The organism is Variovorax sp. WS11 (genome assembly GCF_010499245.1).
Lineage (GTDB): Bacteria > Pseudomonadota > Gammaproteobacteria > Burkholderiales > Burkholderiaceae_C > Variovorax.
This window is the reverse complement of the sequence record NZ_JAAGOW010000002.1, coordinates 1,075,094-1,099,634: the sequence shown is the minus strand read 5'-3', so window position 1 is coordinate 1,099,634 and position 24,541 is coordinate 1,075,094. Positions and strand designations below refer to the sequence as shown.

The following is a 24,541-nucleotide window of genomic DNA, read 5'->3' as shown; positions in this document are numbered from 1 at the left end:
ACGGACTGGCGCTGGCTGCCCTACCACGAAGCTGCCGACGCCTGCTTTTCCCCTTCGAATGCCGAAGCGGTCCTGCTGCTGCCAAAATTTGTGAAATGAACGCGCCGAGCTCTAGCAGCAACCTCCGGGTCGCCACCTACAACATCCACAAAGGTGTGCAAGGCATCGGTCCCATTCGGCGTCTCGAGATCCACAACCTGGGCCACGCCATCGAGCAGCTCGATGCCGACATCATCTGCCTGCAGGAAGTGCGCAAGATGAACCGCCAGGCCGCCGCCCGCTTCAGGCACTGGCCCGAGCTGCCCCAGGCCGACTTCCTCGCCCCCGAGGGCTACACCGCGGTCTACGAGACCAACGCCATCACGCGCCACGGCGAGCACGGCAACGCGCTGCTGACCCGCTGGCCGGTGCTGCGCAAGACCCACCAGGACATCTCCGACCACCGCTTCGAGCAGCGCGGCCTGCTGCACGTGGCGATCGAGGTCGAAGGCCAGCCGGTGCACGCCATCGTGGTGCACCTGGGCCTGATCCGGGGCAGCCGCGTGCGCCAGGTTGCCTTGCTGCGCGAGTTCATCGAGCGCGAGATCCCGCCGGGCGAGGCCCTGGTGGTGGCCGGCGACTTCAATGACTGGGGCGCCCGCATGCGCTACGCGATGAACGCCATGGGCCTGCGCGACACCAGCGACCTGCGCGGGCCGCGCACGCTGACCTACCCCTCGCGCCTGCCGGTGACGCAGCTCGACTTCATCTACGGGCGGCAGGTCGAGGCGGTCGCCACCAACGTGCCGCGAGGCCCGATCTGGGCCAGGATGTCCGACCACCTGCCGCTGGTGGCGGACTTCGTGCTATCAAAACAATAGCTTTATGTTCAGGCGGCAAGCGCGCTGCAGGGATATTCGCTGCTACTCATTCACTGTTAGGATGCGCTGATGCTAAGGAAAATCGACACCGCCGAGCGTCCCGAGCCGGACACCGGGGACGAGGGCACGCCCGTCTCCGTGAAGATCCGCGAGCGCCTGCTGGCCGCGCGCAGGCGCTTCTATGCCAACGACAACATCGCCGAGTTCATCGAGCCCGGCGAGCTCGAGCGCCTGCTCGACGAGGTCGAGCACAAGATGAAGCACGTGCTCGACGCCCTGGTCATCGACCTCGAGAACGACCACAACACCGAGAACACCGCTCGCCGCGTCGCCAAGATGTACCTGAACGAGGTGTTCAAGGGCCGCTACGTGACCCAGCCCTCGCTCACCGAGTTTCCCAACGCCGAGCACCTGAACGAGCTCATGATCGTCGGCCCGATCACGGTGCGCAGCGCCTGCTCGCACCACTTCTGCCCGATCATCGGCAAGCTCTGGATCGGCGTGATGCCCAACGAGAAGACCAACGTGATCGGCCTGTCGAAGTACGCACGGCTGGCCGAATGGGTGATGAGCCGGCCCCAGATCCAGGAAGAGGCCGTGGTGCAGCTGGCCGACCTGATTCAGGAGCGCACCCAGCCCGACGGGCTGGCGCTGGTGGTTGAGGCCGAGCACTTCTGCATGCAGTGGCGCGGCGTCAAGGAGATGGACAGCAAGATGATCAACTCCGTGATGCGCGGCGTCTTCCTGAAGGATTCCAACCTGCGGCGCGAATTCCTCGCGCTGCTCCCGCGCCGGAGCTGACCGCCATGCTCGTACGCCTGCTCTATGTCAGCCGCGCCGTCGACACCAGCCCCGGCGCGGTGGATGCGATCCTCGCCCAATCGCGCTCGCACAACACGGCCTGCGGCGTCACCGGCATCCTTTGCTACGGCGGCGGTGTGTTCCTGCAAGCCATCGAGGGCGGCCGCAATGCGATCAGCGAGCTCTACGGCCATATCCAGAGGGACCCGCGCCACAAGGACGTGGTGCTGCTGCATTACGAGGAAATCTCGGAGCGGCGCTTCGGCGGCTGGACCATGGGGCAGGTCAACCTGTCCAAGCTCAACGTCTCGACCCTGCTCAAGTACTCGGAAAAGCCGGAGCTCGATCCCTACTCGGTCTCGGGCAAGGTCTCGCTCGCACTGCTGGAAGAGCTGATGGCGACCGCCGCCATCGTCGGCCGCCACTGAGGGCTGCGTTTCTTCGGTGCCCACCCTGCTGCTGGGCTGCGACTTCTCCTGTGCGCCGAGCGCGCGCAAACCCATCGTGCTGGCGCTCGGCCATGCAACGGCGGGCGGCGTGGCGCTGTTGCGGCTCGAGCGCTTCGCCTCGCTGGAGGCCTGGTGCCGGTGGCTGGCCGACCAGCCCGCCTGGATCGGCGCTTTCGACTTTCCCTTCGGCCTGCCGCGCGAGCTGGTCGCGCATCTCGGCTGGCCGATGCAGTGGCAGCCGTTGATCGCGCACTATGCCGGCCTCGATCGCGCCTTGATCCGCCAAACCTTCGTCGCCTTCTGCGCTGCGCGGCCGGTGGGCGGGAAATTCGCCCACCGCGCCACCGACGCGCCGGCCGGGTCCAGCCCGTCGATGAAGTGGGTCAACCCGCCGGTGGCCTTCATGCTGCATGCGGGCGTGCCGCGTCTGCTGGAAGCCGGCGCGGCCCTCCCTGGCCTGCATGTGCCTGCAAGCGCTGCCACGCGCATTGCGTTGGAGGGCTATCCGGGCCTGCTGGCGCGCGAGCTGATCGGGCGGCGCAGCTACAAGAGCGATGAGGCTGCGCGTCAGACAGTACCGCGGCGCGAGGCGCGCGCCGAGCTGCTCGCCGCGCTCGAAGGCGGCTCCACGCGCCTGGGCCTCAGGCTGGCGCTGGGCGATGCCGAGCGCGAGGTGCTGCTGGCCGATGCGCGCGGCGACTGCCTCGATGCGGTGCTCTGCCTGGTCCAGGCCGCCTGGGGCGCGGCCCGCCGCGCGAGCGCCGGTCCAGGTTACGGGCTGCCCGCGGCCATGGACCCGCTGGAAGGCTGGATCGTCACCGCCTGAAGTCCTACAGCAGATCAGGACGGCGCTGGCGCGCGGTGGCCGGGGTCGCTCGCTAGATTGGTTCGGCGGTCCGGAAGGACGCTCATCCAAGGAGATTGTCATGATCACATCCATTTCCACTCGCAGCCGCCTGGCGCTGATGCTGGCGAGCGGCATCCTGGTGCTCGCCGCCTGCGACAAGGGCGGCAACCAGACGGCCGGCGAAAAGCTGGATTCCGCCATCGCCAAGACCGAGCAGGCCGGGGACCAGGCCAAGGCCAAGGCCGACCGCCTGGCGCGCGAAGCGCAGGACAAGGCCGCATCGTCGAGCACTTCGGCGGAGTCCACGATCAAGCGTGAGGCCCAGGACGCCACCGCCGCGGCCAAGACGGCGGGTGCCACGGTGGCCGGTGTCGTCGACGACGCCACGATCACCGCCGCCGTATCCGCGGGGCTGGCGAAGGACCCGGACCTCAGCGCGACCAGGATCGACGTCGACACCAAGGGCGGCACCGTCATGCTCAAGGGCCCGGCGCCCAATGCCGCCGCCAAGTCCCGGGCGACAGAGATCGCCAAGGCGGTGAAGGGCGTCGGCGCGGTCGACAACCAGCTCGAAGTGAAGACGATGTAAGAGCCACGCTTGGCGATCCAGCAAAAAGCCCGGCGTCGCCGGGCTTTTTCGTGGGCGCGCTTCGCGCCGTGCTCAGTGGCCGAGCCAGTCCTTCAGCTCGTCGGCGTGCTCTTCCTCATCGGTGAGGATTTCCTCCAGCATGCGCCGCGTGGTCGGGTCCTTGTCGCCGATGAGCGAGATCATCTGCCGGTAGGTCTCGATCGCGATGCGTTCGGCCACCAGGTTGGCGCGCACCATCGCCTGCAGCTCTTTGGACTCGTCGTAGTCGGCGTGGCTGCGCTCGCGCAGCGTCTGCGGGTTGAAATCCGGGTCGCCACCCAACTGCACGATGCGCTCGGCGATCTTGTCCGCGTGGGCGGACTCCTCGTTGGCATGCACCAGGAATTCATCGGCGATCGCCGGCGAGGCCTCGCCGCTGGCGGTGAAGTAGTGGCGCTTGTAGCGAAGCACGCAGACCAGCTCGGTGGCCAGCGCGTCGTTGAGCAGCTTCACGATGTCGTCGCGCCAGGGCCCGTAGCCGGGCGTCACGGCGCCGTCGTCCAGGCTCTTGGAGGCCGCGTCGATCTTGGCTTGGTCCAGCGTCAGGCGCTGGGGCTTTTCGGCGGTTGCGTTCGTCATGGGGAATCCTTTCGTGGGGGACTGTCCGGGTTCTTGTGCATCAGCGTGGTCACGAGATCGGCCACGTCGGATGTCTTGAGCACCGCGGCGAGCACTGCCGTGATGGACAGCAGACGCCAGGGCCTGATCAGCACGATCAGCGCTCCGGCCCCGGCCGCGGCCGCCATGAGTTGGGCTGGCTGCTCGCGCGCATAGCGTTCGATCAGCGGGCGAGCCAGCTGGCCCGCCGCGTTGGCCGGATGCCGGCGCCACCAGCGCTGCACCACGCTGCGCGCCACCGAGGCCCAGGCGATGCGGTCGATGACCGTTTCGCGCCGCGGCCTTCCGGCATCCGCCTCGTCCGATGCCGCATCGTGGTCTGCGTGGCGTTCGCGGCCCTGCAACTGCTCGACCAGGGCGCGGCGCGAGACGGCCAAGCGCTGTTGCGGCGTCAAGGCTTCGTGCTCAACCCGCACGGCTCTCTCCTGCGGCCCGGAGGGCGTGGACGTCGGCATCGACCTGCGAGCGCAATTCGTCGAATCCATGGAAAGCGACGGGTCGCGCGGCGACATAGCCGGCGACGAGTGCGATGAGCGCCGAAGCGCCGGGAACGGCGATCAGCACCCAATGAAATGTGCCTTGCATGACGCCGAGCATGACGGCCGTACCCGTCAGGCCGAGGGCCAGCATCGCACTGGCCACCGCGAGCACGCCCGCGATGAGGCGTGCCATCAGGCCCCTGCTGGCCTCCGCCGTCTCCAGCCTGATCAGCGCCGCATAGTTCGAGGCATGTTCGGCGATCAGTTCCGGATGCCTGAGCACCGTCGAAAAAATGGGATGGAGCATGGGTGCGGCAGGCGGCGGCAGGGACGGAGCGGCTCAGATCAATAGTCGTCCCGGCTGCGGCGGCTGGCGAGCACGATCAGCGCGGTGATGGCCGCGCCGGCCGCTGCGGCGATGAGCACCGAACGCACCGGCTGGTCCGCGATGTAGCGGCCCGTCACGTCGGCCGCCTGTTCCAGGCGGCGCTGGGCGCGCGCGCTGGTCGTCGAGGCGGCGTCGAGGCCGCGCTGCACCGCCTGCTGAACGCGGGCCGCCAGCTGTTCTACCGTGGGTTCGGCCTCGCGGCGCAGGTCGCGAACCTTCTCGCCGGCGGCATTTACCGCGTTCTGCGCATAGGCGCGGGTGCTGTCGATGGCATCGCTGGCAGTTTGACGTGCCTCTTCAGCCAGCTGCGACGGGGTCTTGATCGTGCTCATGAAAAAAGTCCTTCCGGAAGAGAAATGGTGCGAGAGCCCGCTCATCGTAACGATGCTGTCATCGTCGCATCAAGCCCGCGATGAAACTGGCGAGTGCCAGCACGATGAAGATGACGAAGAGGATCTTCGCGATGCCCACGGCGCTGGCCGCGATACCGCCGAAGCCGAAGAGGGCGGCGATCAGGGCAATGACCAGGAACACGACTGCGTAATACAACATGCTGGACTCCTTTTCGCGTGTCTCGTTGTTGTGGATCACGGCCCTGCGCAGGGCGCGAAGAGCATGGGGAGGACATTAGATGAGCGCCCTGCGCGAACCTGTCAGCAGCCAAGGTCTGGGGGCGTAGGAGAGGGCCGAATCGCGGCCGCGCTCTCCGGCGAGGCCTGCACTCAGGCCCGCTGCCGAGCCGGGGCAGGGGCCGCCGGCGTTGTCCCGGAGGCAGGCAGGCTGGCGCTCAGGCGTGTCCCTTGGCCCGGTGCGGACGAGACGGTCAGCCTGCCCTTGGCCGTCTCCACGCGATGGCGCATGCCCGCCAGGCCGTGGGAGGAGACGCGCGTGGCCTGGGCATCGAAGCCCTTGCCGTTATCGCTCACCTCGACCACCACGTGGCTGCCGTAGTTCTTCATCACGATGCTGGCCTCGGTCGCCTGCGCGTACTTGCCGATGTTGGTCAGGCTCTCCTGCACCATGCGATAGACGGTGAGCTCGTTGCCTTCGTCGAGCGCCACCGGCTCCAGCACCATCTCGATCTCGATGCCGGAGCGCTCGGCGAACTCCCGGCCCAGAATCTCGAGCGACGCGATGAGGCCCAGGTTGGAGAGCGAGGAGGGTCTCAGGTCCTCGATGATGCGGCGCTTAAGCGCGATGCCGCTGTTGAGCAGCTCGTTCAGGTGCTGCAGCCGCTGTATCGCGTCCGGCGAATCGACCAGGCGCGACTTCAGCCGCGCGACGTCGAGCTTGGCCGCAGTCAGCAGCGAGCCCAGCTCGTCGTGCAGCTCGCGCGCGAGGAAGCCGCGCTCGGTCTCCCGCACCTCCTGCAGGTGGGTGGCGAGCTCGGCCAGCGTGGCGGTCCGGTCCCGCACCTCGTTCTCCAGCGCGTTGCGCTCGCGCTGCAGGGCTTCCTGCTGGCGCTCGCCGGCCGAGCGCAGTGCATGCGTCTGCCGCAGGTAAAGATAGAAGGCGGCCAGCCCCGCCAGCGCCACCAGCCCGATGCCGATGCGCGCGAAGCTCAGCGACTTCGAGACCTGCGCCTGCCCCCGCATCAAGGCCTCGTTGCTGAGCTCGACGAGCTCGCCGGCCTGGTGCCGGATGGCTTCCATCTCCTCGCGGCCGACGTCGGTGGTGATCACGAACTTCCAGGCGTCGTCGTTGCCCTCCTGCCGCAGCCGCACGCTCATGTCGATCTCGGCGAGCTTGCGCGAGACGTGCTTGGCGAGCTGAGCCAGGCGCGCTGCCTCGGCAGGGCGTTGGGCGTAGAGCGACTGCAAGGCGGCCAGCTGGCCATCGACCTTCTTCACGGAGCTGTCGTAGGGCTCGCGATAGCGCGCTTCTCCCGTCAACAGATACCCGCGCTGGCCCGTTTCAGCATCGACGATGCTTTGCAGCAGCAGGTTGAGTGCGACCCGTATGCGCTGCGCCTCGCCGATCTCGGTCAGGGCCTGCGTAGACTGTCGGTAGCCCGCCTCGTTGATGCCCACGAGCGCGAGCGCCGCGAGCATGGCGAGCGTGAGGCCGGCGGCCATCTTCGGGAAAGCTAACCAGCGCATGGGGTCTCCGCGCGACGCGAACAGTGCAAATTCAGGAATAATCGACGTGAACCAGGGGGCAGTTTGCTGCGACGCAAAAGGCCGCGACACGACAAAGAAGGTACCAGATGATCAAGATCGGAATTGTGGATGACCATGCCATCGTGCGCTCCGGCCTGCGGCAGTTCTTCTCGGAACATGTCGACTTGCGCGTGGTGGGGGAGGCTGCCAGCGGCCGCGAGGCGATCGAGCTGGTGCGCACCACCGAGCTCGACGTGCTGGTGATGGACTTGTCGATGCCCGGGCAAAGCGGCATCGACGCGCTGGCGATGATCCGCGCCAAGGCCCCGGACGTGGGCATCCTCATCCTCAGCGGCTACCCCGAGGAGCACTACGCGATGAACCTGATCCGGCAGGGCGCGAGCGGCTACCTCAACAAGGAATGCGATCCGATCGAGATCGTCAATGCGATCCGCACCATCTCCCTGGGCCGTCGCTACATCACGCCCGCGGTGGCCGAGTTGCTGGCGCGGCAGCTCGACCGCAAGGACGACGCGGCCCCGCACGAACAGCTGTCGGAACGCGAGTTCCAGGTGTTCCTCAAGCTCGCCAAGGGCGAGACGGCGGGGGACATCGCCAAGACCCTCTCGCTCTCGGTCAAAACGGTCAGCACCTACCGCACGCGACTCATGGAGAAGATGAATCTCTCCTCCAACAGCGACCTCACGTACTACGCGCTCAAAAACAAGCTGATCGATTGAGCGGCGCGAGCCGCCCTCGCCGAGGCGGGGGCGCCGCACGAACGGGGCCATCGGCGCGACCGGGGTGGACGGCTTCAGCTCGAGCCCGAGGTCTGCCGAAGCGTCGAGGACTGCTCGATGCAAAAGTCGATCAGTGCATCGATCTCGTTCGACTTGTCGAAGACCGCATCCACGCCGAACTGGGCGCAGCGCTTGCGGATATCGGGCGTGGCGTAGTTGCTGAGCACCACGATCTTCTGGTCGGGCCGGCGTGTACTCACGGCCTGCAGCACGCCCAGGCCACTGCCTTGCTTCAGGAACAGATCGACGATCGCCAGTTCCCACTGGTCGCTGTTCTCCGCCAGCCAGCGAACAGCCTCCGCCTCGGTCTCGGCAAAGCCGACGGCCGAGATGCACGTGAGTTCTTCCAGAGTGCCGACGAGGTTCTCGCGGATCGTGACGTTGTCTTCGACGATGTAGGTTTTCAATCTGGGGTCCATGGAGAACCGCGCGTCTGCCTGCAATGAAACTTCGCGACCTTAACGGATGACCGCGATGATAGCTATTGTTGTAAATGCTGCTGCGGTGGGCCAGCCGGCATGATGCCCGCTGCGGCGTGTTGGGTTTGTAGGCTTGTTCTTACGAATTCTGTGGGCTGAGAAGCTGTGAAGAACCCGCCACTCCGGATTCATTAGCAGTTTTCGACTGCCGTAGGCTGCGCCTCACAGTGGCTGCGGTCGGGCGCCGACCCCGGCGCGACCGGGCGCCCCCTACGCTCCCAGCATCGAGCCGCGGCGGTTTTTCGCCCCGGCTTCAACCCCCGCCGCCGAGGTGCCGAGGTGCCGAGATGAAGATGATGTGGAATTACGGGGCCATTGGCCTGTTGACCCTGGCCGCCGCGGCGGTGGTGGCGACCGGCGAGCCCGCGAACGCCGAGCTGAAGCTGGTCGAGTCTGCCGCCGCTGCCGCGACCGTCGGCGCCACGGCGCTGTGTTTCCTCGTCTCACCCGCTTCCGTTACCGCGACGCCGGATCGAAAGACCACGGTGCCGTGACCTCGACGACCGCCCCGAAGCCGCGCTTGTCGATCTGGATGCGGATCGGCGCGGTCTTGCTGGGGCTGCTCGCGGCGCTCTTGCTGCTGCTGGCCCTGTTTCCATGGGACGCCCTGCGCGAGCCGCTCAATCGCTACGTCAGCGAACGGACCGGGCGCAAGTTCGAGATCACCCGCCGCCTGGACGTCGACCTGGGGTGGCGCAGCGCGGCCGTGAAGCTCGACGGCGTCGAGTTCGCCAACCCGTCCTGGGCGCGCGAGCCCTACCTGGTGCGGGCCGAGCGCGCGGCCTTCGACATCCGGCTGTGGCCGTTGCTGTCCGGGCGCGTCGTGATCCCTCAGCTGGCCCTGACCTCCCCCGTGCTGGGCCTGCAGATGGAGGAGGACGGCCGGCGCACCTGGGCGCTGGGCAAGAACACCTCGGACGAGGGCACGGTGCCGGTCATCGGCCTGATGGAAGTCGACCAGGGCACGCTCGACTTCCTGGCGGAGCACCTGGGCGTGGATCTGCACGCCGACTTCAGCTACGACAGCAGCCGCGGCGAGATGCCGCTGGACTTCCGGATCAAGGGGCGCTATCAGCGGCAGCCGCTGACGGCCCAGGGCCGGACCGGCAACGTGCTGCAGCTCAACGCGGCCGGCCAGCCGCCGTTCCCGCTGGAGATCGATGCGGCCGCCGGCCACACGCGGCTGAAAGCCAAGGGCACGGTGGCCGAACTGGCCAGCCTGGACGGCATCGATGCCCGATTCGACCTGAAGGGGCAGAACCTGGGCGATCTGTACGGCCTGCTCGGCATCGCATTGCCCCAGACCTCGCCCTATGCGCTGAGCGGCGAGCTGCGCAAGCGCGCCAGGCTGTGGGAAGCGGCGGGGCTCAAGGGCAAGCTGGGCCTGTCCGACATCGGCGGTGACATGAAATTCGACCAGTCGCAGAAGATTCCCTCCCTCTCCGGCACCCTGCGTTCGCGCGTGATGGACATGGACGACCTCGGACCGCTGATCGGCCTGCCGCCGACCGAGCGCTCGGCCAAGGCCATCGAAGGCGTGGCGCCGCCGCCGAGCATCACCGAGGTCAAGCGGGCCAAGCGCGACTCCGGGCGGAAGGTGCTGCCCGACGCCACGCTGGACTTCGAGCGCCTGCGTGCCATGAACGCCGAGGTGAAGTACACCGCCGAACGCATCCGCAACGTGCGCGAGCTGCCGCTGGACAAGGGCAGCGTGCAGATCAAGCTGAAGGATGGCGTCCTGACACTCGACCCCCTCAATCTGGGTGTGGCCAGCGGGACGCTCGCTGGGGCGATACGCATCGACGGCGCGCAGAACCCGGCCGAAATCCGGGCGGCGCTGGAGGTCCGCGGGATGCAGCTCAGCCGGCTGATCCCGAAGATCGAAACCATGCGCACCAGCTTCGGCAAGCTCGACGGGCGGATCAATCTCTCCGGGCACGGCAACTCGGTGGCGGGCTGGCTGGGCAATGCCTCCGGCGACGTCGCCGCGCTCACGGGCCGAGGGCAGTTCAGCAACCTGTTGCTGGAGTTCATGGGGCTGGATGGCGGCGAGATCATCAAGTTCCTTCTGCGCGGCGACAGGAACGTGGTGCTGCGCTGTGCCGCGATGGCTTTCGATGTCGACAAGGGCACCATGAACAGCCGCAGCGTTGTGCTGGACACCGAGGACACGGTCTTCAATGTGAGCGGCCAGGCCAGCCTGTCGAAGGAGACGCTGGATTTCGTGGTGCGGCCCCAGCCCAAGGACAAGAGCATCCTGTCGCTGCGCACACCGCTGATCATTGGCGGCACCTTTGCCGCGCCCCGGGCCGGCCTGGAGGCCGGATCGCTGGCGACGCGCGGCGCTGCCGCCGCTGTGCTGGGGGCGCTGAACCCCTTGCTGGCGCTTGCCGCCACCGTCGAAACGGGTCCAGGCGTCGATGCCGACTGCCAGGAGGTGCTGGCGCAGGCCAAGCGGCCGGCCTCGCGCGAGGCGGCGGCCGGCGCGGCCAAGGCCAAGAAGCAGTAGCAGTAGCAGTAGCGCGGGCGGACGCGGGCGAGGGCGATCAGCCCGCCGCCGGGCGGTGGCCGCAGACGCTGCAGCCCGGATCGCGCGCCACCCGCAAGGTATCGAAGGCCGTGCGCCGGCCGTCGAACATCAGCAGGCTGCCCGCCAGCGAGGGGCCGATGCCGGCCAGCAGCTTCAGGGCCTCGCTGGCCTCCAGCGTGCCGATGGTGCCGACCACCGGCGCGAACACGCCAAGCACGGCGCAGCGGGTTTCCTCGAAGTCGGCGTCGGGCGGGAACAGGCAGGCATAGCAGGGGGAGGCGGCGTCGCGTGTGTCGTACACGCTCAGCTGGCCGTCGAAGCGGATGGCCGCACCGGCCACGAGGGGCTTGGCGTGGGCCACGCAGGCACGGTTCACCGCATGCCGGGTGGCGAAGTTGTCGCTGCAGTCGATCACCACGTCTGCCTTGGCGACCAGGCGGTCCAGCAGCGCCTCGTCAGCCCGCTGTACGTGGGTCTCGATGCGGATCTCCGGGTTGATGTCCTGCATTGCCACGGCCGCCGATTCGACCTTGGCCTGGCCGACGCGGGCGGTGCTGTGGGCGATCTGGCGCTGGAGGTTGGTCAGGTCGACCTCGTCGTCGTCGACCAGCGTGATGTGGCCGACGCCGGCCGCCGCCAGATAGAGCGCGACCGGCGAGCCCAGCCCGCCGGCGCCGATCACCAGCGCATGGCCGGCACTGACGCGCGCCTGGCCGTCGATGCCGAATTCCTCGAGGAGGATGTGGCGCGAGTAGCGCAGCAGGTCCTGGTCTTCCATGCGCCGCGCGGGCCGATGCCGGCGCTCCCCGGTCAGGGGAGCTTGGCCGGGATCAGTTTTCCTTCTTCTCTTCCTTGTTCTCGACGATCACTTGGGTCTTGCTCACCAGCACGGGCTGGCCCTTGAGCCGGTTCAGCGCCTGCACCAGCGGGAAGTCCTTCTCGTTGCCGAACTCGGGCACCTTGCGGTCCTGCGGCGGCTTCTTGGCTTCTTCCTCGAGGCGCTTGCGGGCCTCGTCGCGGGCCTTCTCGCGCTCGGGGTCCTTCGCCTCGGGGCCCTGGCCGCTCGCCAGGTGCTTCTCGAGGTCGGCCTCGCGCATGCGCAGCGCCGCGAAGGGGCTGCCCTCGGCGCTTTCGTCGATCAGCACGTTGGGCACGATCCCCTTGGCCTGGATCGAGGTGCCGCTGGGCGTGTAGTAGCGTGCCGTCGTGATCTTGAGGCCGGTGTCCGGCCCGAGCGGGCGCACCGTCTGCACCGAGCCCTTGCCGAAGGTCTGGCTGCCCATCACGATGGCGCGCTTGTGGTCTTGCAGTGCCCCGGCGACGATCTCGCTGGCGGAGGCCGAGCCTTCGTTCACCAGCACCACCAGCGGCACCGTCTTGAGCCCGGCGGGCAGGTTGCGCAAGGGGTCGCTGCCGGCGCGCCGCTGGTAGTACTCCGGCGCGGCCTTGTAGACCGACTTGCTCTCGGCCAGTTGGCCGTCGGTGGACACCACCGTGACGTTCTCGGGCAGGAAGGCGGCCGAGATGGCCACCGCCGCGTCGAGCAGGCCGCCCGGGTCGTTGCGCAGGTCCAGCACCAGGCCCTTGAGGTTGGGGTCCTGCTTGTAGATCTCTTCGACCTTCTTGACGAAGTCGTCGACCGTGCGCTCCTGGAACTGCGACAGGCGGATCCAGCCGTAGCCCGGCTCCATCATCTTGCCGCGCACCGATTGCGTGCGGATCTCCTCGCGCGTGATGGTCACCGGGAAGGTGCGGTTCTCGTCCTTGCGGAAGATGGTCAGCAGCACCTTGGTGTTGGCCTCGCCCCGCATGCGCTTGACCGCCTCGTTGAGCGAGAGCCCGCGCACGGCGGTGTCGTCGATGCGGGTGATCATGTCGTTCGGCTTGAGGCCGGCGCGGAAGGCGGGCGAGCCTTCGATCGGCGACACCACCTTGATCAGGCCGTCCTCCTGCGAGATCTCGATGCCCACGCCGACGAAGCGGCCGGTGGTGCCCTCTCGAAATTCCTTGAAGGACTTCTTGTCGAAGTACTGCGAATGCGGATCGAGCCCGGCGACCATGCCCGAGATCGCATCCGAGATGAGCTTTTTCTCGTCGACCGACTCGACGTAGTCGCTCTTCACCATGCCGAACACGGCGGCAAGCTGCTGCAGTTCTTCGAGTGGGAGGGGAGCCAGTGAACCTCGTGCAACAGTTTGCAACGAGACGGTGGTCAGCGCGCCGGCAACGGCGCCGGCTGCGACCCAGCCGGTGATCTTGAGTTTCTGGCCCATGTAAATGTCCTTGTCGCCTGTCAAACGAATATACACAGCTTGGAAGGTGATTGTCTGCCGGAGTTCTGCGTACCCGAGGGCGGCGCGGCAGATTTCCCCGCCTTCAGGCCTTGCCTTGCGCGGCCACCGCAGCGGCCGCCTTCTCGGCAGCTGCTGCATCGCCGAGGTAGTAGTGCCGCAGCGGCTTGAGCTCGTCGTCGAGCTCGTAGACAAGCGGGATGCCGTTCGGGATGTTGAGGCCGACGATGTCGTCGTCGGAGATGCCGTCCAGGTACTTGACCAGCGCACGGATCGAATTGCCGTGCGCCGACACCACCAGCCGCCGGCCGGCGCGGATCGCCGGTGCCATCGACTCGTTCCAGAAGGGCAGCACGCGCGCGACCGTGTCCTTGAGGCATTCGGTCAGCGGCACCTGCTCCGCCGCCAGCTTGGCGTAGCGCGGATCGCCGCGCTCGCTGCGCGGGTCGTTGGGCTCGAGCGGCGGCGGCGGCACGCTGTAGCTGCGGCGCCAGACCAGCACCTGCTCGTCGCCGTACTTCTTGGCCGTCTCGGCCTTGTTGAGGCCCTGCAGCCCGCCGTAGTGGCGCTCGTTGAGGCGCCACGAGTGCACCACGGGCAGCCAGGTGCGGTCGAGCTCGTCGAGCGTGTGCCACAGCGTCCGGGTGGCGCGCTTGAGCACGCTGGTGTAGGCGACATCGAAGTCGTAGCCCTCGGCCTTGAGCAGCCGGCCGGCCTGCTTGGCCTGCTCGATGCCCAGGGGGGTGAGGTCGACGTCGGTCCAGCCGGTAAAGCGGTTTTCGAGATTCCAGGTCGATTCGCCATGGCGAATCAGTACCAGTTTGTGCATGGGGGAGGCCTTTGGGAACGCTTGCCAAAACCCGACATTCTAAAATCTCGCGTTTGCCCAACCGAGGAACACCGTGAAATTCATCGTCGACAACTGGATGCTGATCCTGATTGCGCTCAGCTCCGGCGGCATGCTGGCCTGGCCACTGCTGCGCGGGGCCAACTCCGGATCGCTGACGGCGCAGGGCGCGGTGCAGCTGATCAACCGCGAGCGCGCCGTGGTTGTCGATGTGCGCGAGCCGGAGGAATTCGCCGCCGGCCACATGACCGGCGCCAGGAACGTGCCGCTCAACCAGCTCGAGGAAAAGCTCGCCGCCGCGGTCAAGAACAAGACGGTGCCGCTGCTGCTGGTGTGCGCCACCGGGTCTCGGGCCCAGCGCGCGGTCGCCGTGGCCAAGAAACTCGGCTACGAGCAAGCCCAAGCCGTGGCCGGCGGGCTGAAATCCTGGAAAGACGCTAACCTGCCGGTTGAAAAGGCCTGAACTTCCCAGACCTTCCCAGACATGAGCACGATGCAAGCCGTCAAGATGTACACCACCGCCGTCTGCCCCTACTGCATTCGCGCGAAGCAAATTCTCAAAGCCAAGGGCGTCGACCAGATCGAAGAAATCCGCATCGACGGCGATCCGCAGGCCCGCATCACGATGATGAACATCACCCAGCGGCGCACCGTGCCGCAGATCTTCATCGGCGACACCCATGTGGGCGGCTGCGACGACCTGATCGCGCTCGACGGCCGCGGCGGCCTGATGCCGTTGCTGCAGGCCGCCTGAGAGGCTGCGCCGCGGGGCGATAATCGCCCCTCTCTCATTCCATCCCAACGCTCCAGCCCGCCCTCGGGACACCTTTCTCCCCGGCGGGCGTTGTTTTGACCTTCGAAAGTTCAGCCATGGCCGACCAGCAAGCCCAAGACCCCGTCTTCCAGATCCAGCGCGTCTACCTGAAAGACCTGTCGCTCGAGCAGCCGAACTCGCCGGCCATCCTGCTCGAGCAGGAGCAGCCCACCGTCGACATTCAGCTGGGCGTCGATGCCCAGCCCGTGACCGACGGCATCTTCGAGATCACCGTTTCGGCCACCGTGCAGACCAAGATCCAGGACCGCACCGTGTTCCTGGTCGAGGCCAAGCAGGCCGGCATCTTCGAGATCCGCAACCTGCCCGAAGAGCAGATGGGCCCGATCCTCGGCATCGCCTGCCCGCAGATCGTCTACCCCTACCTGCGCGGCAACGTGGCCGACGTGATCCAGCGCGGCGGCTTCCCGCCGGTTCACCTGGCCGAGATCAACTTCCAGGCCATGTTCGAGCAGCAGCAGGCCCAGGCCGCCGGCCAAGCCTCGCCGATCGTCACCCAGTAAGACACCAGAGCGCATTGCGCAGCCGCCGATGAAGATCTGCGTGCTCGGCGCCGGCGCCTGGGGAACGGCGCTGGCGGTCAATGCGGCGGGCCGTCACGCGGTCAGCCTCTGGGCGCGCGACGCGGCCCAGGTGCAGGCCATGACGGCGGCACGGGAGAACGCGCGCTACCTGCCTGGCGTCCCGCTCCCGCCTTCCCTCGCCCTTCGCAGCGGCCCTGCGCTCGCCGCGGTCGCCGATGCGGAACTCGCGATCATCGCCACCCCGATGGCCGCGCTGCGCGAGCAGCTCCTGTTATTGCGCGATGCAGCCTGCCCCGTGGCCTGGCTCTGCAAGGGCGTGGAGCCCGCCCTGGCCGGCGCCGACGGCTTGCTGGCCCACGAGGTCCAGGCCCAGGTGGCGCCAAGCCTGGTGGCCGGCGTGCTCAGCGGCCCCAGCTTCGCGCAGGAGGTCGCGCAGGGCCGGCCGACCGCGCTGGTCGCCGCCAGTTCCCACGCAGATCTGCGCGACGCGCTGGTCGATGCCTTCCACGGCCCCAGCCTGCGCGTCTATGCCAACGAAGACATCGTGGGCGTCGAGGTCGGCGGCGCCGTCAAGAACGTGCTCGCAATCGCCACCGGCCTGGCCGATGGCCTGGCCCTCGGCCTCAATGCGCGCGCCGCGCTGATCACGCGCGGCCTGGCCGAGATGACGCGCCTAGGCCTGGCCCTGGGCGCGCGGGCCGACACCTTCATGGGGCTTTCGGGCCTGGGCGACCTGGTGCTCACCGCCACCGGCGATCTCTCGCGCAACCGCAAGGTCGGCTTGCTGCTGGCCCAGGGGCAGACCCTGGCGCAGGCGGTCGATTCGCTCGGCCACGTGGCCGAGGGCGTCTATTGCGCGCGCACGGTCGTGCAGCGCGCCCGCCACCTGGGCGTCGAGATGCCCATCGCCGAGAGCGTCGTGGCCCTGCTCGATGGCCGCGTGCGGCCCGCCGAGGCGGTGGCCGAATTGATGAAACGCGAGCCGGGCATGGAGACCCCCTGAAGCCCGTCGCAGCGCTCGCAGACAGACAGAACAACACGCAATGGACGACAACTTCTTCGACTTTTCTCCGGCCCGGATCGCCGAGCTGGCCGCCGCCGATGCCGCGCGAGCCCTGCGCGAGGACGCGGGCGACGGCGACCTCACCGCCGCCCTGGTGCCCGCCGGCAGCCGCGCCACGGCCCGCGTGCTGCTGCGCGAGCCCGCCGTGCTGTGCGGCGCGCCCTGGGCAGAGGCCGTCGTGCGGCAGCTCGACCCGCAGGCGCGCATCGCGTGGCATGGCGACGAAGGCGCGCGCTGCGCGGCCGACCAGGTCGTGCTCGAGATCGAGGGCGACGCGCGCGCACTGCTCACCGCCGAGCGCACCGCGCTGAACTTCCTGCAACTGCTGAGCGCGGTGGCGACCCGCACTGCCGGCTACGTGGAGGCTGTGCGCGGCACGCGCGCCGCCATCGTCGACACCCGCAAGACCCTGCCCGGCCTGCGCCTGGCGCAGAAATACGCGGTGCGCACGGGCGGCGGCACCAACCACCGCATCGGCCTCTACGACGCCATCCTGATCAAGGAGAACCATATCGCCGCGGCCGGCGGCGTCAGCGCCGCGCTGCGGGCCGCCGCGCAGGCAGGCCGCCGGGCGAAGTTCGTCGAGATCGAGGTCGAGACCCTGGCCCAGCTCGACGAGGCGCTGGCTCAGGGCGCGCGCATGATCCTGCTGGACAACATGGATCTGGCGACCCTGCGCGAGGCCGTGCGGCGCAACGATGCGGCCGGAGACGCCCGCGCCGTGCTCGAGATCTCGGGCGGCGTCACGCTGGACAGCGTGCGCGCCCTCGCGGAGACGGGCGTCGACCGCATCTCGGTCGGCGCACTCACCAAGGACATCAAGGCGATCGATTTCTCGATGCGTTTCCAGGAAGCCTGAGCCATGACATCAGCGGTCATCAGCGTCGACTACGAGCAGCCTGTGATGCTGCAGCCGGTTTCCGGCGCCGTCTGCGACACGCGCCATGCCTGGGCCCGCGTGCCGCCCGAGCCCGCGCCGGCCGAGCGCGAGGCGCTCAAGGCGCGCATCCGCCGCCTGCTGCGCGAGCGCAATGCGGTGATGGTCTCGCACTACTACGTGCATCCCGACCTGCAGGACCTGGCCGAGGAAACCGGCGGCCTCGTCAGCGACTCGCTCGAGATGGCGCGCTTCGGCCGCGACCATGCGGCGCAGACGCTGGTCGTCTCCGGCGTGCGCTTCATGGGCGAGACGGCCAAGATCCTGTCGCCCGAGAAGCGCGTGCTGATGCCCGACCCGGACGCCACCTGCTCGCTCGACCTCGGCTGCCCGGTCGAAGCCTTCAGCGCCTTCTGCGACCAGCATCCGGACCGCACCGTGGTCGTCTACGCCAACACCAGCGCCGCCGTGAAGGCGCGCGCCGACTGGCTGGTCACCTCCAGCTGCGCGCTCGACGTGGTGGGCGCCCTGCATACGCAAGGCCGCAAGATCCTGTGGGCGCCCGATCGGCACCTGGGCGACTACATCCGCCGCGAGACCGGTGCCGACATGCTGAGTTGGGACGGCGCCTGCATCGTGCACGACGAGTTCAAGTCGCTCGAGCTGGAACTGCTGATCGAGGCCCATCCCGGCGCCAAGGTCCTGGTGCACCCCGAGTCGCCGGCATCGGTGATCGCGCTGGCCGACGCCGTGGGCTCCACCTCGGGCATCCTCGCCGCCGCGCAGCGCCTGGACGCGCGCGAGTTCATCGTCGCCACCGACACCGGCCTGCTGCACAAGCTGCGCACGCTCAACCCCGGCAAGACCTTCATCGAGGCGCCCACCGCCGGCAACGGCGCCACCTGCAAAAGCTGCGCGCACTGCCCGTGGATGGCGATGAACGGTCTGGCCGACCTGGCCCGCGTGCTGGAGACGGGCGAGGGCGAAGTGCATGTCGATCCGGCATTGGGCCTGCGTGCGCGCGTGCCGATCGACCGCATGCTGGCCTTCACCGCGGGCCTCAAGAAGGGCCAGCCGGCGGGCAGCCTGGTGGCCGGCATCGGCGCGGCCTGACAGCGCCCGTCCGCGCGCTGATCGGATCTCGCGACGCGCAGCTCGACGAACCGGTGGCCCGAAATGGCGATGCCCGCCGTTCGGGGCTCACACCTGCTCAAGCGGCGAGCTCGAGCAGGCACTCGTCGCCCAGCGCATCGCGCCAGACGCGCACCCGCGAAGGCGGCGGCTGCAGGTCGGCCAGCGCACGGGAGATGAACAGGCACAGGTTCTCCAGCGTCGGGATGCCCAGGCCCGGCACGTCGTCGAGCAAATGATGATCGAGCCGCCCGCGCACTGCCTGCAGGCGTTCGCGCAGCAGGCCGAGGTCGATGACCATGCCGGTGGCGGGATCGAGCGGGCCGCGGACCGAGACCTCCGCATGGTAGGTATGGCCGTGGATGCGGCGGCTGCCTTCGGACTCGATCTCGCGCCGCAGCGTATGGGCGGCGTCGAAGAAGAAGCGTTGGCTGAGGGTGAGTTGCGGAATGGGCATCGGGTACAGGTGGGGGCGCTGCGCGCCGCCCGGGGTGAGCTTCAGCGGATGCCGGTCAGCTTGTGAGTCTGGAGGCTCAGTCGCCAGCCGGGCCGGCGCATGCAGGTGTCGATGCACAGCGCCGTGTTCTCGGCCTGGGTCGGGCCGTCCATCGGCTGCAGGAAGCGGTGTGCAAACCGCCCTTGCGCCTCCAGTACGTCGAGCTCGAGGCCGGGCTGCGGCCAGACGAGCTTGAGCTCCTGCCCGCTGCGCTGGACCCAGGGCGCGCCGGCCTTCGGGCTGATGCACAGCCAGTCGATGCCCTCGGGCGCGGCGATGGTGCCGTTGCTCTCCACCGCGATCCGGAAGCGGCGCGCGTGCAGTGCGGCGATCAGCTCGGCGTCCACCTGCAGCAGCGGCTCGCCGCCGGTGAGCACCACCAGCCGGTGCTCGGCGTCCCCGGCCGGCCATTGCGCGGCGATGACGTCGGCGAGCGACCCGGCGCTCGCGAACTTGCCGCCCAGCGTGCCGTCGGTGCCCACGAAATCGGTGTCGCAGAAGCGGCAGACGGCGCTGTCGCGGTCCTGCTCGCGGCCGCTCCACAGGTTGCAGCCTGCAAAGCGGCAGAACACGGCGGGCATGCCGGCCTGTCCGCCTTCGCCTTGCAGGGTGTAGAAGATTTCCTTGACGCTGTAGCTCATCCAGAAGTCAGCCGTCGATTTCCAGGTTGTCGATCAGGCGCGTCTTGCCGAGCCGGGCCGCAGCCAGTGCCACCAATGGCTCGCCGGCCGCCGGTGCCTGCAGGTCGGCGCAGCGGCGCAGCACCATGTAGTCGGGTTGCCAGCCCCGCGCTTCCAGCGAACGCATCGCACGCGCCTCGATCGCCGCGAAATCGCGCTCGCCCGAGTGCACCGCATCGGCCATGGCGCGCAGGGCCTTCGAGAGCTGCACCGCCTCGGCCCGCTCGGCCTCGCTCAGGTAGCCGTTGCGCGAGGACAGCGCCAGGCCGTCCTCGGCGCGCCGCGTCTCGCTGCCGACGATCTCGATGGGCAGCGCGAACTGCCGCACCATGTGGCGGATCGTCATGAGCTGCTGGTAGTCCTTCTTGCCGAACATCGCGAAGCGCGGCTGCACGCAGCCGAAGAGCTTCATCACCACGGTGCACACGCCGACGAAGAAGCCGGGCCGGAAATGACCTTCGAGGATGTCGGCGAGCGCCGGATCGGGATGCACCTTGCAGGTCTGGGGCTCGGGGTAGAGCGTCTTCTCGTCGGGCGCGAACAGCAGGTCGCAACCCACCGAGCGCAGCTTCTCGCAGTCGCCGTCCCACGTGCGCGGGTAGGTGTCGAAGTCCTCGTGCGGCAGGAACTGCAGGCGGTTGACGAAGATGCTGGCCACCGTGACGTCGCCCAGCGGCTTGGCTTGCTGCACGAGCGCCAGGTGGCCTTCATGCAGGTTGCCCATCGTGGGGACGAAGGCGGGACGGCTGTAGCGGCCGAGGAATTCGCGCAGTTCGGGAAGGGTGCGTGCGATGTGCATGGGGTGTTCCTACCAGGCGTGGAGCCGGTCGTCGGGAAAGCTGCCGTCCTTCACCGCGCGCACATAGGCCTCGATGGCCGGCGCGATGCCGTCGGCGCCTTGCATGAAGTTGCGCACGAACTTCGCCATCTTGCCGAGGTTCATGCCCAGCATGTCGTGCAGCACCAGCACCTGGCCCGCGGTGCCGCGGCCGGCACCGATGCCGATGGTGGCGCAGTGCTTCAGCTCGCCGGTGAGCTCCGCCGCCAGCGCGGCCGGCACCATCTCCAGCACCAGCATCGCCGCGCCGGCATCCTGCAAGGCGTGGGCCTCGCGCTTGAGCCGGAACGCGGCCTCGTCGCCCTTGCCCTGCACGCGGTAGCCGCCCAGCGCATGCACCGTTTGCGGCGTGAGGCCCAGGTGGGCGCAGACCGGGATGCCGCGCTCGACCAGGAAGCGCACGGTGTCGGTGGTCCAGCCGCCGCCTTCAAGCTTGACCATGTGGGCGCCGGCCTGCATCAGCACCGAGGCGCTGCGCAGCGCCTGCTCGCGCGACTCGTGGTAGCTGCCGAAGGGCAGGTCGGCGATCAGCCAGGCCGTGCCCTGCACGCGGTGCAGTCCGCGGAACACGCTTTCGGTGTGGTAGCGCATGGTTTCCAGCGTCACGCCTACCGTGCTGTGCAGGCCCTGGCAGACCATGCCGAGCGAATCGCCGACCAGGATGCATTCGACGCCCGCCGCGTCGGCCATGGCCGCGAAGGTGGCGTCGTAGGCGGTCAGCATGGTGATCTTCTCGCCGCGCGCGTGCATGTCGGCCAGGCGCGGCAGGCTCAGCGGCTTGCGCTGGGCGGGTGCCGAGGCGGGCGGCAGAGTGCCGTAGGGCGTGGTCGCGCTGGCGGCAGGCGTGGATGGCATGGTCGGGTTTTCTCCGTATCGGCCGCAGGCCGCGTCGGGGGTGGGACGCGGCAACGCGCCGCGGCAACTGCGCTCAGGCCGGAACGGCCTCGCCCGATGCGGCCTGCACCGGGATATGCGCGCGCTCTTCCTTGATGCGGTTGGCTTCGTCCATGAACACCAGCTTCGGCTGGTGGCCGCGCACCTGGTCCTCCGGGACCAGCCCGAAGGCCGCGATGATGACCAGGTCGCCCACCGAAGCCCGGCGCGCGGCCGAGCCGTTGAGCGAGATGATGCCGCTGCCGCGCTGGCCGCGGATCGCGTAGGTCACGAAGCGCTCGCCGTTGTTGATGTTCCAGACGTGGATCTGCTCGTTCTCGGCCAGGTTGGCGGCTTCCAGCAGGTCTTCGTCGATGGCGCAGGAGCCCTCGTAGTGCAGTTCGCAATCGGTAACGGTCGCGCGGTGGATCTTGGACTTGAGCAGGGTACGGAACATGGGGGATGAGGCGAAGAGTTGGGTGGGGAGGAATCCCGCCGACGGCCAGGAGGCAGGCGGTGCCGGGCAGTGGCGGGCGATGGCAGAAAAGGCGACGAATGCTAGTGGAGAACCATTCAAATAAAAATTCCGGCCAGGAACTTTGGTTTCGCCGATTGCCTGCGAAGCGGCCCGCAGCTCAGGCTGCCGGCGGCACCAGGATGGTCGGCGCTGCGGGCGCGGCGAGCAAAGGATAGTCGCGGCTGAAGTGCAGCCCGCGGCTCTCGCGCCGCGCCTGCGCCGAACGCACGATGAGCTCGGCCACCTGCACCAGGTTGCGCAGCTCGAGCAGGTCGCGCGTGACGTGGAAATGGGCGTAGAACTCCTGGATCTCCCGCTCCAGCAGCGCGATGCGGTGGGCCGCGCGCTCCAGCCGCTTGTTGGTGCGCACGATGCCCACGTAGTCCCACATGAAGCGGCGCAGCTCGTCCCAATTGTGCGAGATGACCACGGTCTCGTCGGCGTCGGTGACACGGCTGTCGTCCCACGCCGGCAGCGCGGCATCGGCACGGACCGGCGCTTCGGCGATCGCCTGCGCCGCGGCGCGCGCGAACACCATGCATTCCAGCAGCGAGTTGCTGGCCAGCCGGTTGGCACCGTGCAGCCCGGTGCAGGCGGTCTCGCCGATGGCGTGCAGGCCCGGTACGTCGGTGCGGCCCGCGAGGTCGGTGAGCACGCCGCCGCAGGTGTAGTGTGCCGCCGGCACCACCGGGATCGGATCGCGCGTGATGTCGATGCCCAGCTCCGCGCAGCGCGCCAGGATGTTGGGGAAATGCTCGTGCAGGAAGGCCGGGCTCTGGTGCGAGATGTCCAGGTGCACGCAATCGAGCCCGTGCTTCTTCATCTCGAAGTCGATGGCGCGCGCCACCACGTCGCGCGGGGCGAGCTCGGCGCGCTCGTCGTGAGCGGGCATGAAGCGGGTCCCCCCCGCCAATTCAGGCAGCTTGAGCAGGCCGCCTTCGCCCCGCACCGCCTCGCTGATCAGGAAGGACTTGGCATGCGGGTGGTACAGGCAGGTCGGATGGAACTGGATGAACTCCATGTTCGCCACCCGGCAGCCCGCGCGCCAGGCCGCGGCGATGCCGTCGCCGGTGGCCGTGTCGGGGTTGGTGGTGTAGAGGTAGACCTTGCCGGCGCCGCCGGTGGCAAGGATCGTGTGGGGCGCGCGGAAGGTCAGCACCTCGTCGGTCGCCTCGTCCAGCGCATAGAGGCCCAGGCAGGCCGGGTCCTTCAGGCCCAGCTTGCTGCCGGTGATCAGGTCCACCAGCGTGTGCTGCTCGAACAGCGTGACGTTGGGCGTGAGGCGTACCGTATCGATCAGCGTGCGCTGCACCGCGGCGCCGGTGGCATCGGTGACATGGGCGATGCGGCGCTGGCTGTGGCCGCCCTCGCGCGTCAGGTGCAGTTCGCCGTTCTCCAGCGAGAAGGGCACGCCCAGGTCGCGCAGCCAGGCGATGGCCTCGGGCGCATGCTCCACGACGAAGCGGGTGGCCGCCAGGTCGCAGAGTCCGGCACCGGCGACCAGGGTGTCGTCGACATGGGACTGCAGGCTGTCGTCCTCGCCCAGCACCGCGGCGATCCCGCCCTGCGCCCACTGGCTGGCGCCGTCGGCCAGCGCCCGCTTGGTGATCACCGCCACGCGGTGCGTGGGCGCGAGGTGCAGCGCGGCGCTGAGGCCGGCGAGCCCGCTGCCGACGATGAGAACGTCGAAATCGTGAGATGCCATGGAAGAGGGGAAGGTGGCGAACTCAGGCCGGCGCGTAGGCCAGCCGGACGTAGATGGGCGCGAAGGCCTCGGCCTGCGTGATGTCGATCAGCGTCTCTTTCGCCAGCTCGAGCATCGCGATGAAGGTGACGATCAACACCGGCGTGCCGCGGCTGACGTCGAACAGCTTCTCGAACTCGACGAACTGCCGGCCCTGCAGGTGGCGCAGCACGATGCTCATGTGCTCGCGCACGCTGAGCTCCTCGCGCGAGATCTTGTGGTGCTGCACGAGCTTGGCGCGGCGCAGGATGTCGGCCCAGGCGTCGCGCAGGTCGACCACGTTCACGTCGGGAAAGCGCGGCTTGAGCGATTGCTCGATGTAGACCTGCGCCTTCCAGAAATCGCGCCCGGCCTGCGGCATGGCGCTGAGCGAGGCGGCCTGCAGCTTGGCCTGTTCGTATTCGAGCAGGCGGCGCACCAGCTCGGCGCGCGGGTCCTCGACCTCCTCGCCCTCGGCCGTCTTCTTGGGCGGCAGGAGCATGCGCGACTTGATCTCGATCAGCATCGCCGCCATCAGCAGGTACTCGGCCGCCAGCTCGAGGTTGGTCCGGCGCACCTGGTCGACATAGGCCAGGTACTGGCGCGTCAGCCCCGCCATCGGGATGTCGAGGATGTTGAAGTTTTGCTTGCGGATCAGGTAGAGCAGCAGGTCCAGCGGCCCTTCGAAGGCCTCGAGAAAAACCTGCAGCGCCTCGGGCGGGATGTAGAGGTCGTTCGGCAGCGCGAACAGCGGCTCGCCGTAGAGCCGGGCCAGCGCGACCTGGTCGATCACCTCGGGCATGGGGGCGATCGGCCGGGCGTCCTCGTCCACGACGATCTCGGGCCCGGCGGAGCTGGCTTCCTCGCTCGC

The 24,541-nt window shown here is 68.5% G+C and carries 31 protein-coding genes and 1 pseudogene; 15 read left to right on the top strand and 17 right to left on the bottom strand.

Annotated features, from left to right (window positions below; all coding sequences use genetic code 11):
* From GXN78_RS41430 to GXN78_RS25730, 6 genes and pseudogenes are all read left to right on the top strand, one after another.
* Positions 1-99: pseudogene (locus tag GXN78_RS41430) on the top strand (dihydroneopterin triphosphate diphosphatase); the annotation flags it as partial.
* Positions 96-860, top strand: a complete 765-nt coding sequence (locus GXN78_RS25750) for an endonuclease/exonuclease/phosphatase family protein (RefSeq protein WP_106556544.1) — start codon at positions 96-98, stop codon at positions 858-860. The pseudogene GXN78_RS41430 and the gene GXN78_RS25750, both read left to right, overlap by 4 nt.
* 69 nt (positions 861-929) lie before the next feature.
* Entirely contained in the window at positions 930-1,661 is a 732-nt protein-coding gene (folE, locus tag GXN78_RS25745) for a GTP cyclohydrolase I (protein ID WP_106556543.1), read from the top strand.
* A gap of 5 nt (positions 1,662-1,666) precedes the next feature.
* Positions 1,667-2,089 (top strand): BLUF domain-containing protein, encoded by a 423-nt coding sequence (locus GXN78_RS25740; RefSeq protein ID WP_106556542.1) that lies wholly within the window; start codon positions 1,667-1,669, stop codon positions 2,087-2,089.
* A gap of 25 nt (positions 2,090-2,114) precedes the next feature.
* Entirely contained in the window at positions 2,115-2,936 is an 822-nt protein-coding gene (locus GXN78_RS25735) for a DUF429 domain-containing protein (protein WP_106556602.1), read from the top strand.
* Between the two features lie 100 nt (positions 2,937-3,036).
* Positions 3,037-3,546, top strand: a complete 510-nt coding sequence (locus GXN78_RS25730; RefSeq protein WP_106556541.1) for a BON domain-containing protein — start codon at positions 3,037-3,039, stop codon at positions 3,544-3,546.
* A gap of 72 nt (positions 3,547-3,618) precedes the next feature.
* Here the strand turns inward: GXN78_RS25730 and GXN78_RS25725 are convergent, their stop codons facing one another.
* The 6 genes from GXN78_RS25725 to GXN78_RS25700 form a co-directional block, all read right to left on the bottom strand.
* Entirely contained in the window at positions 3,619-4,164 is a 546-nt protein-coding gene (locus GXN78_RS25725; RefSeq protein ID WP_106556540.1) for a ferritin-like domain-containing protein, read from the bottom strand.
* Positions 4,161-4,619 (bottom strand): hypothetical protein, encoded by a 459-nt coding sequence (locus GXN78_RS25720; RefSeq protein WP_239142907.1) that lies wholly within the window; start codon positions 4,617-4,619, stop codon positions 4,161-4,163. The genes GXN78_RS25725 and GXN78_RS25720 overlap by 4 nt, the downstream gene beginning before the upstream one ends.
* Complete coding sequence (locus GXN78_RS25715) at positions 4,609-4,989, bottom strand: hypothetical protein (protein WP_106556538.1); 381 nt, start codon at positions 4,987-4,989, stop codon at positions 4,609-4,611. The genes GXN78_RS25720 and GXN78_RS25715 overlap by 11 nt, the downstream gene beginning before the upstream one ends.
* Positions 4,990-5,027: 38 nt before the next feature.
* Entirely contained in the window at positions 5,028-5,402 is a 375-nt protein-coding gene (locus GXN78_RS25710) for a hypothetical protein (protein WP_106556537.1), read from the bottom strand.
* Positions 5,403-5,460: 58 nt separating this feature from the next.
* A complete protein-coding gene (locus tag GXN78_RS25705; RefSeq protein ID WP_093105850.1) occupies positions 5,461-5,622 on the bottom strand; it encodes a DUF1328 domain-containing protein in 162 nt (53 codons plus the stop codon).
* 170 nt (positions 5,623-5,792) lie between these two features.
* Positions 5,793-7,169 (bottom strand): CHASE3 domain-containing protein, encoded by a 1,377-nt coding sequence (locus GXN78_RS25700; RefSeq protein ID WP_239142906.1) that lies wholly within the window; start codon positions 7,167-7,169, stop codon positions 5,793-5,795.
* 107 nt (positions 7,170-7,276) lie between these two features.
* Here GXN78_RS25700 and GXN78_RS25695 point away from each other — a divergent pair, with 107 nt between their 5' ends.
* Positions 7,277-7,909: a response regulator transcription factor gene (locus tag GXN78_RS25695; RefSeq protein WP_028249172.1), complete on the top strand. Its 633-nt coding sequence runs from the start codon at positions 7,277-7,279 to the stop codon at positions 7,907-7,909.
* 74 nt (positions 7,910-7,983) lie between these two features.
* On the opposite strand, the gene GXN78_RS25690 is transcribed toward GXN78_RS25695, so the two are convergent.
* Positions 7,984-8,388 carry a response regulator gene (locus GXN78_RS25690; protein ID WP_106556535.1) on the bottom strand — a complete coding sequence of 135 codons (405 nt, stop codon included), beginning with the start codon at positions 8,386-8,388 and terminating at the stop codon, positions 7,984-7,986.
* A 347-nt stretch (positions 8,389-8,735) separates the two neighbouring features.
* Between GXN78_RS25690 and GXN78_RS25685 the strand changes: the two genes are divergently transcribed.
* On the top strand, positions 8,736-8,942 hold the full coding sequence (locus GXN78_RS25685) for a hypothetical protein (RefSeq protein ID WP_106556534.1): 207 nt from the start codon (positions 8,736-8,738) through the stop codon (positions 8,940-8,942).
* Positions 8,939-10,957 carry an AsmA family protein gene (locus GXN78_RS25680; protein ID WP_308812405.1) on the top strand — a complete coding sequence of 673 codons (2,019 nt, stop codon included), beginning with the start codon at positions 8,939-8,941 and terminating at the stop codon, positions 10,955-10,957. The genes GXN78_RS25685 and GXN78_RS25680 overlap by 4 nt, the downstream gene beginning before the upstream one ends.
* A 37-nt stretch (positions 10,958-10,994) precedes the next feature.
* Here the strand turns inward: GXN78_RS25680 and moeB are convergent, their stop codons facing one another.
* From moeB to gpmA, 3 genes are all read right to left on the bottom strand, one after another.
* Positions 10,995-11,756, bottom strand: a complete 762-nt coding sequence (gene moeB / locus GXN78_RS25675) for a molybdopterin-synthase adenylyltransferase MoeB (protein WP_106556533.1) — start codon at positions 11,754-11,756, stop codon at positions 10,995-10,997.
* A 52-nt stretch (positions 11,757-11,808) separates the two neighbouring features.
* Positions 11,809-13,251: a S41 family peptidase gene (locus GXN78_RS25670; protein WP_106556532.1), complete on the bottom strand. Its 1,443-nt coding sequence runs from the start codon at positions 13,249-13,251 to the stop codon at positions 11,809-11,811.
* A gap of 103 nt (positions 13,252-13,354) precedes the next feature.
* Entirely contained in the window at positions 13,355-14,098 is a 744-nt protein-coding gene (gene gpmA, locus GXN78_RS25665; protein ID WP_106556531.1) for a 2,3-diphosphoglycerate-dependent phosphoglycerate mutase, read from the bottom strand.
* Positions 14,099-14,171: 73 nt separating this feature from the next.
* Between gpmA and GXN78_RS25660 the strand changes: the two genes are divergently transcribed.
* From GXN78_RS25660 to nadA, 6 genes are all read left to right on the top strand, one after another.
* Positions 14,172-14,579, top strand: coding sequence for a rhodanese-like domain-containing protein (locus GXN78_RS25660; RefSeq protein WP_106556530.1), 408 nt, complete (start codon positions 14,172-14,174; stop codon positions 14,577-14,579).
* A 30-nt stretch (positions 14,580-14,609) separates the two neighbouring features.
* Positions 14,610-14,870, top strand: a complete 261-nt coding sequence (gene grxC / locus GXN78_RS25655) for a glutaredoxin 3 (RefSeq protein ID WP_106556600.1) — start codon at positions 14,610-14,612, stop codon at positions 14,868-14,870.
* 116 nt (positions 14,871-14,986) lie between these two features.
* The gene (secB, locus tag GXN78_RS25650; protein ID WP_106556529.1) at positions 14,987-15,451 is read left to right on the top strand and encodes a protein-export chaperone SecB; all 465 of its coding nucleotides are present in this window, start codon (positions 14,987-14,989) and stop codon (positions 15,449-15,451) included.
* A 28-nt stretch (positions 15,452-15,479) separates the two neighbouring features.
* On the top strand, positions 15,480-16,475 hold the full coding sequence (locus tag GXN78_RS25645; RefSeq protein ID WP_106556528.1) for an NAD(P)H-dependent glycerol-3-phosphate dehydrogenase: 996 nt from the start codon (positions 15,480-15,482) through the stop codon (positions 16,473-16,475).
* 40 nt (positions 16,476-16,515) lie between these two features.
* Positions 16,516-17,394: a carboxylating nicotinate-nucleotide diphosphorylase gene (gene nadC / locus GXN78_RS25640; RefSeq protein ID WP_106556527.1), complete on the top strand. Its 879-nt coding sequence runs from the start codon at positions 16,516-16,518 to the stop codon at positions 17,392-17,394.
* Between the two features lie 3 nt (positions 17,395-17,397).
* Entirely contained in the window at positions 17,398-18,525 is a 1,128-nt protein-coding gene (gene nadA, locus GXN78_RS25635) for a quinolinate synthase NadA (protein ID WP_106556526.1), read from the top strand.
* Between the two features lie 97 nt (positions 18,526-18,622).
* Here nadA and GXN78_RS25630 read toward each other — a convergent pair whose 3' ends face one another.
* The 7 genes from GXN78_RS25630 to GXN78_RS25600 all read right to left on the bottom strand — a co-directional run bounded on the left by GXN78_RS25630 (position 18,623) and on the right by GXN78_RS25600 (position 24,472).
* Positions 18,623-19,000, bottom strand: coding sequence for a 6-carboxytetrahydropterin synthase (locus GXN78_RS25630; protein ID WP_106556525.1), 378 nt, complete (start codon positions 18,998-19,000; stop codon positions 18,623-18,625).
* Positions 19,001-19,041: 41 nt separating this feature from the next.
* Entirely contained in the window at positions 19,042-19,680 is a 639-nt protein-coding gene (gene queE, locus GXN78_RS25625) for a 7-carboxy-7-deazaguanine synthase (RefSeq protein WP_106556524.1), read from the bottom strand.
* Between the two features lie 7 nt (positions 19,681-19,687).
* Positions 19,688-20,518: a pantoate--beta-alanine ligase gene (gene panC / locus GXN78_RS25620; protein WP_106556523.1), complete on the bottom strand. Its 831-nt coding sequence runs from the start codon at positions 20,516-20,518 to the stop codon at positions 19,688-19,690.
* Between the two features lie 9 nt (positions 20,519-20,527).
* Positions 20,528-21,412, bottom strand: coding sequence for a 3-methyl-2-oxobutanoate hydroxymethyltransferase (panB, locus tag GXN78_RS25615; RefSeq protein WP_106556522.1), 885 nt, complete (start codon positions 21,410-21,412; stop codon positions 20,528-20,530).
* 73 nt (positions 21,413-21,485) lie between these two features.
* Positions 21,486-21,887: an aspartate 1-decarboxylase gene (gene panD / locus GXN78_RS25610; RefSeq protein WP_106556521.1), complete on the bottom strand. Its 402-nt coding sequence runs from the start codon at positions 21,885-21,887 to the stop codon at positions 21,486-21,488.
* A 178-nt stretch (positions 21,888-22,065) separates the two neighbouring features.
* Positions 22,066-23,652: an L-aspartate oxidase gene (nadB, locus tag GXN78_RS25605; RefSeq protein ID WP_106556520.1), complete on the bottom strand. Its 1,587-nt coding sequence runs from the start codon at positions 23,650-23,652 to the stop codon at positions 22,066-22,068.
* 22 nt (positions 23,653-23,674) lie between these two features.
* On the bottom strand, positions 23,675-24,472 hold the full coding sequence (locus GXN78_RS25600; protein ID WP_181360537.1) for a ScpA family protein: 798 nt from the start codon (positions 24,470-24,472) through the stop codon (positions 23,675-23,677).
* Positions 24,473-24,541: the final 69 nt, after the last annotated feature.

Bases quoted from the DNA above. Each gene is read 5' to 3' on its own strand.
- GXN78_RS25600 (WP_181360537.1), bottom strand. From the start codon at position 24,472: ATGCCCGAGGTGATCGACCAGGTCGCGCTGGCCCGGCTCTACGGCGAG.
- GXN78_RS25705 (WP_093105850.1), bottom strand. From the start codon at position 5,622: ATGTTGTATTACGCAGTCGTGTTCCTGGTCATTGCCCTGATCGCCGCC.
- GXN78_RS25730 (WP_106556541.1), top strand. From the start codon at position 3,037: ATGATCACATCCATTTCCACTCGCAGCCGCCTGGCGCTGATGCTGGCG.
- nadA (WP_106556526.1), top strand. From the start codon at position 17,398: ATGACATCAGCGGTCATCAGCGTCGACTACGAGCAGCCTGTGATGCTG.
- nadB (WP_106556520.1), bottom strand. From the start codon at position 23,652: ATGGCATCTCACGATTTCGACGTTCTCATCGTCGGCAGCGGGCTCGCC.
- nadC (WP_106556527.1), top strand. From the start codon at position 16,516: ATGGACGACAACTTCTTCGACTTTTCTCCGGCCCGGATCGCCGAGCTG.
- GXN78_RS25695 (WP_028249172.1), top strand. From the start codon at position 7,277: ATGATCAAGATCGGAATTGTGGATGACCATGCCATCGTGCGCTCCGGC.
- GXN78_RS25685 (WP_106556534.1), top strand. From the start codon at position 8,736: ATGAAGATGATGTGGAATTACGGGGCCATTGGCCTGTTGACCCTGGCC.
- gpmA (WP_106556531.1), bottom strand. From the start codon at position 14,098: ATGCACAAACTGGTACTGATTCGCCATGGCGAATCGACCTGGAATCTC.
- queE (WP_106556524.1), bottom strand. From the start codon at position 19,680: ATGAGCTACAGCGTCAAGGAAATCTTCTACACCCTGCAAGGCGAAGGC.
- GXN78_RS25715 (WP_106556538.1), bottom strand. From the start codon at position 4,989: ATGCTCCATCCCATTTTTTCGACGGTGCTCAGGCATCCGGAACTGATC.
- panC (WP_106556523.1), bottom strand. From the start codon at position 20,518: ATGCACATCGCACGCACCCTTCCCGAACTGCGCGAATTCCTCGGCCGC.
- panB (WP_106556522.1), bottom strand. From the start codon at position 21,412: ATGCCATCCACGCCTGCCGCCAGCGCGACCACGCCCTACGGCACTCTG.
- GXN78_RS25645 (WP_106556528.1), top strand. From the start codon at position 15,480: ATGAAGATCTGCGTGCTCGGCGCCGGCGCCTGGGGAACGGCGCTGGCG.
- GXN78_RS25740 (WP_106556542.1), top strand. From the start codon at position 1,667: ATGCTCGTACGCCTGCTCTATGTCAGCCGCGCCGTCGACACCAGCCCC.
- GXN78_RS25710 (WP_106556537.1), bottom strand. From the start codon at position 5,402: ATGAGCACGATCAAGACCCCGTCGCAGCTGGCTGAAGAGGCACGTCAA.
- GXN78_RS25750 (WP_106556544.1), top strand. From the start codon at position 96: ATGAACGCGCCGAGCTCTAGCAGCAACCTCCGGGTCGCCACCTACAAC.
- GXN78_RS25700 (WP_239142906.1), bottom strand. From the start codon at position 7,169: ATGCGCTGGTTAGCTTTCCCGAAGATGGCCGCCGGCCTCACGCTCGCC.
- GXN78_RS25630 (WP_106556525.1), bottom strand. From the start codon at position 19,000: ATGCCCATTCCGCAACTCACCCTCAGCCAACGCTTCTTCTTCGACGCC.
- GXN78_RS25725 (WP_106556540.1), bottom strand. From the start codon at position 4,164: ATGACGAACGCAACCGCCGAAAAGCCCCAGCGCCTGACGCTGGACCAA.
- GXN78_RS25670 (WP_106556532.1), bottom strand. From the start codon at position 13,251: ATGGGCCAGAAACTCAAGATCACCGGCTGGGTCGCAGCCGGCGCCGTT.
- GXN78_RS25690 (WP_106556535.1), bottom strand. From the start codon at position 8,388: ATGGACCCCAGATTGAAAACCTACATCGTCGAAGACAACGTCACGATC.
- panD (WP_106556521.1), bottom strand. From the start codon at position 21,887: ATGTTCCGTACCCTGCTCAAGTCCAAGATCCACCGCGCGACCGTTACC.
- secB (WP_106556529.1), top strand. From the start codon at position 14,987: ATGGCCGACCAGCAAGCCCAAGACCCCGTCTTCCAGATCCAGCGCGTC.
- moeB (WP_106556533.1), bottom strand. From the start codon at position 11,756: ATGGAAGACCAGGACCTGCTGCGCTACTCGCGCCACATCCTCCTCGAG.
- grxC (WP_106556600.1), top strand. From the start codon at position 14,610: ATGCAAGCCGTCAAGATGTACACCACCGCCGTCTGCCCCTACTGCATT.
- folE (WP_106556543.1), top strand. From the start codon at position 930: ATGCTAAGGAAAATCGACACCGCCGAGCGTCCCGAGCCGGACACCGGG.